Genomic DNA, 6,753 nt, shown 5'->3' on the forward strand with positions numbered 1-6,753 from the left:
GAGTTTCCGGCCGATCTCAAAGCGGTAACCCGTTCGAAGTCGGTACTCGCGGACCGCTCGCTCGAACTCGTCGGCAACTATACCGATGGTCCGCAACTGCAGCCCAATGACTGCGTACCGCTGACTAATTCCTACACCCCGGAGAGCATCTCCGAAATTGCAGGCTCGGCGGCTGACCTCATCGATGCGGTCGCCCCTGCCGATGGGTCGGCGTCGGTGCAGGGCTCAATCGAGGGAATGGAGCGTGCGCTCCGCGACGCCGGTCCCGAGATTGCGGATCTGTTGCACGTCGCTTCCTCGGCGGCTGAGAATCCCAGTCGAATCGTGTCCGACATCGGTTCGATCATCACGAACATGGCACCGTTGTCCTCCGATGCGCTTGCGAACTGGGATGCCATCGAAGGGATCCTTGCTGTGCTGCCGGAATCGATGACCGAGGGTGCAAATGTCCTGTGGCCGGGAACATCCAAGATGCCGCCGGGGATGACTCCTATCGCCGCGGCACTGTACGACATTCAGATCAACTACGGTGACGAGATCTGGACAGGGGCTGATTCGGGTGCCGCTGCGATCCATATTGCTGCGGGCCGCGTCGGCGAAGTACAGCAGGCATCGACCATGCTGCCGGTGTTGGCGGACCGGGTGCGAATGATCTCATCGCCGGAGTACGGTGCGGGGCTGCACATTCAGGATCCGAAAGTTCGGGCGAGCACTGCAGACAACACCGCACTTTGCCGAGTTCTCAATGGCGTACGTAGCGGGACGTGTCAGATTTCCGGTACCGAGGCGCAACTTGTCGAAGTTGGTCTCTTCGACCTGATGTTGGCGGGGATGGCGCAATGACACATTTCGCTAAGCGCACCGTATGGGTTGCGGTGACCGCGCTCGGTGTGATGACCTCGAGCGCGGGATGCTCCCTCAATCCCAGCTCGCTGGCATCGTCGGCTCGCGGCGTCGGAAACGGCTATGACCTGACTCTCGTGTTCGACAGCGCCTTGAACCTGCCCGACGGCTCTGACGTGAAACTCGACGGCGCCTCGGTGGGCTCGGTCCGTGACGTCCGACTCGCCGACTCCGGAGTTGACGTAATCGTTCAGATCGAGACCGGTGTCAAGGTTCAGGCAGAAGCGGTTGGATCGATCAGGCAGACAACGATTCTCGGTGACCCGTATGTATCGATCGAAACGAGTGGACAGGGTGGATCCGCCTACCTGTCTGCGGGCGAGGTGATTCCGCAAGAACGGACGACCTCGGCACCGCCGCTCGAAGACACACTTGCGGTGCTCGCAACCTTCGTCAACGGCGGAAATGTCCAGAAGATCGAGGACGTCGTCCGAGAGGTGAACACGATTCTGCCGGAAGTTCACGACCTGCAGAGGATCGCCGACGTCTCGGCTGGCGACCTGGAGAACCTCAGCCGCAACACAACCGAGCTCGATCGCATGCTTGCCGGAATCACCGATACAGCGGTGGCAATCGAACCTCGGCTGCCTGAGATCGACGCGATGTTCTCGCCGGCTGGAATGCACTACTGGAGTAAAATGTCGAATATTCTGGGGAATATCGGAGTAGTCCTGCCGAGTATCGGCAGCGTGTTCGAGGGTGGGTATTGGCTGGTTCCGATGCTCGATTCCGTCAACTCTGCAGTGCAAGTTTTCGGCGGTGGCGCCGACGGTGCTATTCCCACTGCTGAGCATCTCAATCAATTTCTGTCCGAGACGATCTTCCCCTTCATCCAGCGTCCGGGCTTCAACATAGTGTCCGCGACGTCTCCGGGTGGAACCGAGATGATGGCGTCAGCGGAGCAGATCCTCCGCATGCTGGGTGCAGTCCGATGAGCGCGCGCAACCTTGTATCCGGTGTGGCGATGCTGGTCATTGCCGTTCTGTCGGTTTTCTACATGACAACAATCGGTCTGTCGATTACCGACAACGTCGGCGTGCGTAACGCCAAGATGATGGTCCCGGCCACGAATGGGCTGGTCGAGGGCTCAAGAGTGCTGTTGCGTGGGGTGAGCGTCGGAAAGGTCACTGCTGTGACTCCGTCGGTCGGAGGCGTCCAGGTCGATTGGAACTACTCCGAAGGAGTTCGGATTCCGATTGATTCGGTTTACCGAGTGGACAACCTGTCAGCGCTCGGCGAACCGTACGTGTCGGTGTTACCCAATGTCGACGACGGTCCGCCGCTGGCAGACAACGCGGTGCTGGAGATGTCTGATGTGTACGTTCCGCCGACGGTCGACGAGTTGTCGGCGAGGCTGACGGTGTTCCTCGAACAGATCAATGCCGAGCACCTGAACAGAATCGTCGGTGAGGTGAACGTCGGATTGATCGACGACGACTTGGTGTTGTCGAATCTGGCGAAAGCTGGAGCGCTCTTGGAGGCAACCATGCTCTCGACCCGTGGTGAATTCGACTCGCTTCTGGGCACGTTCCAGTCACTGCTGAACGAGGGTGCCGACATCGGCCCCTACCTTCGTGATTCGGCCGATCCGATGGTGGGATTCGGGAGTGGACTGGGCGTGTTCCTCGATCGTGCGGTGCCCTTCATCGTCGACGCCGATGTACCGACCAGCCTCACCGAAGGGGTCGGACCGTTCCTCGAGAATCTGCAGGTCTTCGTGGACAAGGTGGCCCCCGACCTGTATGTGCTCGGCAATGCCGGGCTGCCGGCGGTCACTTCGGCTACCGATGCGCTGCAGTCGGTCAACTTGTCCCAACTGTTGACAACGTCGCTCGCGGTCAACGGGTCCCGTAGCAGCGTCGTTCCGAAAGTGTCACCGGGCGGGAAATAGGTAAGCGCGAATCCAACGAAGGCGAGGAAGTTATGAGCAAAGATGTTCTGGAATCCGATGTAGAGCAGGGTGAATCGAAAATGGACGTTGCGGGATCGATCACCGGCGAGAATGCGCACGTCCGTGTCAAAGGCAGGCAGATCGGGGTCGGCCGGCTGGCGATCGGGCTACTGATAATCGGGCTCGGCGCTGCGGTCTGTGTTCTCGGGTTCGTGCTGTCCTCGAAGTCGGACACGATTGCGTCGATGACTGCACGGCAGGACGGTCAGGACCGCGCTGCCCAGATCGCCCTGGACTACGCCGTCGGAGCCGCCGACATGAATTTCACCGATCTGCCTGTGTGGAACGAGCGCTTGACGAAGGGCGTCTCGCCGGAACTCTCAGCCAAGCTCACCCAGGCAGCCACCTCGATGGAACAGGTGATAACCCCGCTGCAGTGGGTGTCGACAGCCGAACCCATTGCGGCGAAGGTGGAATCGGAATCCGGTGGGGTGTACGTGGTCAATGCCTTCGTCAGCGTCCTGACCAAGAACAGTCAGGCACCCGGCGGCGTTCAGTCGACGGCGACCTACGCCGTGACCGTGGACAGCAACAGTGATTGGTCGATCACCGACGTCGGTGGGGTCGACGGCGCGCTCGGCGCGAAGTAGCTCGAATATTTTGATCCCAATTTCACTCACATTCTCCCAGGAGGCGATCGATGTCACTGATCGAAGGCGAGGCGAAGCCGAATCGCGGTAAGCGAAAGTTGCTGCCACCCGCGCCGCCGCTGCAGAGGCAGGGGCCGGTAACAGTTCTTGCGGCAGTGGGTGTTCTCTGGCTGATCATCTGCGTGAACGTCATTGCACGGTGGGTCACCTCGAATACCGAATTCGATCCGGCGCCGAGACTCGGCCCAGACGTAATGACCGATTGGCGTGTGGTGGCGCTGCGGGTATTCGAGGTCATCAGTCTTGCGGTGCTGTTCGGTTTCATCTGGTATTGCGTGGTCAAGCCTTGGCGACGACACGGCAAGCTCAGCCTCGATGGAAAGTTCGTCATCGGTGGTGTGATCTGCTTTGTTGCCGATGCGTTCCTGAATGTGTTCCATTATCTATTCGCCTGGAACAGCTACAACGTCAATCGCGGTGTGTGGGTGAAATTTCTACCATTTCACCACGAGGACGCGCCGACGCGCTACGCGGAATCCTTGATCTGGGGTCCGCCGATGTACGTATACTTCTGTGCCGGCGTCGCAATCGTGGCCTGTCATCATGCGAACAAGGTGCGTAGGCGTTATCCACAGATCAGCAAAGTGACTCTGTTCGTCTTCATCTTTGCAGCGGAGTTCATATTCGACTTCGTCGTTGAGAATGTCGTCATCCGTACAACACACGCCTATGCCTTCGCGCGAACGTATGAACCGCTGACATTATGGCCTGGCGAGCTGTATCAATTCCCGATCTACGAATCGATCCTTGTTGCGGCCGTCGGGTGCGTTTTCACCTACATGCGGATGGAAGCCGAGCAACACCCGGAAGGGCTCTCACCGATCGAGGCCGGTTTCGATCGGTGGCGGCCGTCGCTTCAGAGCTCAGCGCGCAATTTCGCGGTGCTCGGATTCTGTGCTGTGACGCTGGTCCTTGTCTACCACTTGCCTTTCAACTGGCTGGGTCTGATCGGTAGTTCGATGGCCGATCTGCCGTCGTATCTGATGCCGGGGTGAGAAACCGTTTGATGTATTTGTAGGTTGTCGCGCGAGTGAAGGCGCCGGACTTGAACTGGTCCGGCGCCTTTGTGATGTCTGGGAGACAAGTTGCGATCATGACGGCTCTGTGTGTCCTGGGTGGATCGAAATGTTGCTACGACCTCTCTCGGCAGGCTGTTCTCGCATCGGTGACAGCACTCGGAAGATGCACTCGACGCCGGCGATGTCGATGCAGCAGGTGGATGTGCACGTGGCCGTGAACGCGAAAGGCGCCGGACCAAAACTGGTCCGGCGCCCATGACGGTGTGAAGGAGAATCAGCCGATCGGGACGGCCACGCCGGGCTCTTCCGGATTGAGTGCGATTCCGTCGTCCGGGGTGACGCCGCCTTCGTTGAGCATCTTCTTCCACAGTTCAGCGCGCTTTGCGCGAGGAAGAACCGTGTAGAGGAACATGCGGCCCAGCGTCCATTTCGGGGCAGGGTCGGATTCCTTGCGTCCGACGAGATGATGCAGGACTGCCATCCAGCCGACCATCATCACCATCATTACCGCAGTCGCGATCCAGCGGGCGAAGTCGGGAAGCGTCGAGTTGTGAGCCAAGATATGGACCCAGCCGACGCCGAAATAGTTCACCATCATGCCGGTGGGTGCTGCCAGCAGTAGCAGCAACTTGCCGGGGCCGTGGAGGCGTGGGACCGCGTAAGCGAGAATGACGCCGACGGTGACAAACGAGCCACCGTTGATGAATCCCCACCAGTACGGGAAGTTGAAGAGCTCGAACGGTTGCAGGCCGTAGTACTCGTAAACGCCCAGGTTGATGCCGATGGTCTCCATGACGGCGTCGAGCATCAATCCCATCGCCAATAGCATGAAGAAGTGGTTGCGATGTGCGCCGTTACGGATCACGAAATAGGAGAAGTACGCCTGCAGACCGAGGAATGCCACGTAGCACAGTGGGATCAATGCCGGCACCGGCACACCGAAATTGGTGAACGCCGTTGTCAGGTTGTTTGCCCAGTGCAGGTGTCCCAGGATATCGAGCATTGGTTCGAGCAGGCAGCATAGCAACCCACTACCGATGACCAGTAGAGGCGTCCAATTCCGATTGGTTGCTGCTTTGATCGCCCACGGTAGAGCGAAGATCACAACCGCTGCGCCTGCGATGAAGAAGAATGACCATTCCGCTGCTGCGCTGGCCGCAAAACCAGACGGGTGCGGTTCGATATTAGGCGGATAACCCGGCGAAGTCGCCAGGTTGACAATTGCATTCTGAAACACAATTAGACCCTTTCTGTGGATCTGTTCAGTGGGTTCCCACGGATCCGCAGAATGCGGAGGTGGGGCAGATACTCAACGTGGTCGCAGTCACACTAACACGGCAGGTAGACACTGTGTATAGCAAAAAACAAAATAACCCTCACCATTCCGGGTAGGGTGGTCGAAGTGACTGACGCTGCGCGTAAAACGACCCCCGCTGCCGATCGCCCGCTGCCAGCCGAATCCGGCGGGACGGTCGCGGTGCGCGACGAGATCCTCGAGGCAACCGCCAGGCTGATGCTCGCCCATTCGTTCGGTGAGCTCAGCGTGGCGCAGATCCTCAAAGAAGCGGGCATCTCGCGGGCTACGTTCTATTCCTATTTCGGTTCCAAGTTCTCTGTGCTCAGTGGGTTGCTCGCCCGAGCGATGGACGACATGTTCGAAACAGTCCAGCCCTTCTTGGTTCGCGCGGAAGGGGACGACCCGGAGGTAGCGCTCGAGCGCAGTATGCGGGCGGTGACAGGTATGTGGCATCGGCACCGGTTGGTGCTGCAGGCGACCAATCATCACTGGCACAGTGAGCCCGAATTGCGGACGCTGTGGCTGCAGATCGTCGATCGCTTTGTCGATGCGGGTGCAGCCGAGATCGAGCGGGAGCGTGAGGCGGGGCTGGTGCGCGCGCAGACGCCGAGTCGCCAGCTGGCGGCGGTGCTCTTCTGGGGGACCGAGCGGGTGCTCCATGTGGCGGGACTCGGTGTCGAGCGAGAGTTCGAGGACGAGGAGTCAGTGGTGACTCCGCTGGTCGAAATGTGGCGGGGCACCCTATACGGTCGTTGACGCCGACCAATCGAAGTTGTTGACGTCAGCGGGTATTTCTGGGCTACCCGGGCGGGACGTAAGAACCGGACTCCCTCTTTGAAGAGATTTGAGAGACGAAGGCTTCTCAGTACTCGGAACCTGCTGAAGGGCCTATCGCGTATCCCGACTGAACTAGCCTGTGGTCGGCGTACTTAC

At 59.4% G+C, this 6,753-nt stretch carries 7 protein-coding genes; 6 read left to right on the forward strand and 1 reads right to left on the reverse strand.

Features of this window, described 5'->3' with window-relative positions; translation table 11 throughout:
- The 5 genes from WAW17_RS01025 to WAW17_RS01045 form a co-directional block, all read left to right on the forward strand.
- Positions 1-843: MCE family protein (locus WAW17_RS01025; RefSeq protein ID WP_422331174.1), on the forward strand; the 843-nt coding region annotated here is incomplete at its 5' end.
- Positions 840-1,838 (forward strand): MlaD family protein, encoded by a 999-nt coding sequence (locus WAW17_RS01030; RefSeq protein WP_422331175.1) that lies wholly within the window; start codon positions 840-842, stop codon positions 1,836-1,838. The genes WAW17_RS01025 and WAW17_RS01030, both read left to right, overlap by 4 nt.
- Positions 1,835-2,794, forward strand: coding sequence for an MlaD family protein (locus WAW17_RS01035; RefSeq protein WP_422331176.1), 960 nt, complete (start codon positions 1,835-1,837; stop codon positions 2,792-2,794). The genes WAW17_RS01030 and WAW17_RS01035 overlap by 4 nt, the downstream gene beginning before the upstream one ends.
- A 32-nt stretch (positions 2,795-2,826) precedes the next feature.
- The gene (locus WAW17_RS01040) at positions 2,827-3,444 is read left to right on the forward strand and encodes a hypothetical protein (protein ID WP_422331177.1); all 618 of its coding nucleotides are present in this window, start codon (positions 2,827-2,829) and stop codon (positions 3,442-3,444) included.
- Between the two features lie 50 nt (positions 3,445-3,494).
- Positions 3,495-4,499, forward strand: a complete 1,005-nt coding sequence (locus WAW17_RS01045) for a spirocyclase AveC family protein (protein ID WP_422331178.1) — start codon at positions 3,495-3,497, stop codon at positions 4,497-4,499.
- A 298-nt stretch (positions 4,500-4,797) separates the two neighbouring features.
- On the opposite strand, the gene WAW17_RS01050 is transcribed toward WAW17_RS01045, so the two are convergent.
- A complete protein-coding gene (locus WAW17_RS01050; RefSeq protein ID WP_422331179.1) occupies positions 4,798-5,745 on the reverse strand; it encodes a hypothetical protein in 948 nt (315 codons plus the stop codon).
- Between the two features lie 225 nt (positions 5,746-5,970).
- Between WAW17_RS01050 and WAW17_RS01055 the strand changes: the two genes are divergently transcribed.
- Positions 5,971-6,576 carry a TetR/AcrR family transcriptional regulator gene (locus tag WAW17_RS01055; RefSeq protein ID WP_422331180.1) on the forward strand — a complete coding sequence of 202 codons (606 nt, stop codon included), beginning with the start codon at positions 5,971-5,973 and terminating at the stop codon, positions 6,574-6,576.
- Positions 6,577-6,753 lie beyond the last annotated feature (177 nt).

The sequence above is a fragment of the Rhodococcus sp. (in: high G+C Gram-positive bacteria) genome, from assembly GCF_049286785.1.
Lineage (GTDB): Bacteria > Actinomycetota > Actinomycetes > Mycobacteriales > Mycobacteriaceae > Rhodococcus_F.

Bases quoted from the DNA above. Each gene is read 5' to 3' on its own strand.
- WAW17_RS01030 (WP_422331175.1), top strand. From the start codon at position 840: ATGACACATTTCGCTAAGCGCACCGTATGGGTTGCGGTGACCGCGCTC.
- WAW17_RS01035 (WP_422331176.1), top strand. From the start codon at position 1,835: ATGAGCGCGCGCAACCTTGTATCCGGTGTGGCGATGCTGGTCATTGCC.
- WAW17_RS01040 (WP_422331177.1), top strand. From the start codon at position 2,827: ATGAGCAAAGATGTTCTGGAATCCGATGTAGAGCAGGGTGAATCGAAA.
- WAW17_RS01045 (WP_422331178.1), top strand. From the start codon at position 3,495: ATGTCACTGATCGAAGGCGAGGCGAAGCCGAATCGCGGTAAGCGAAAG.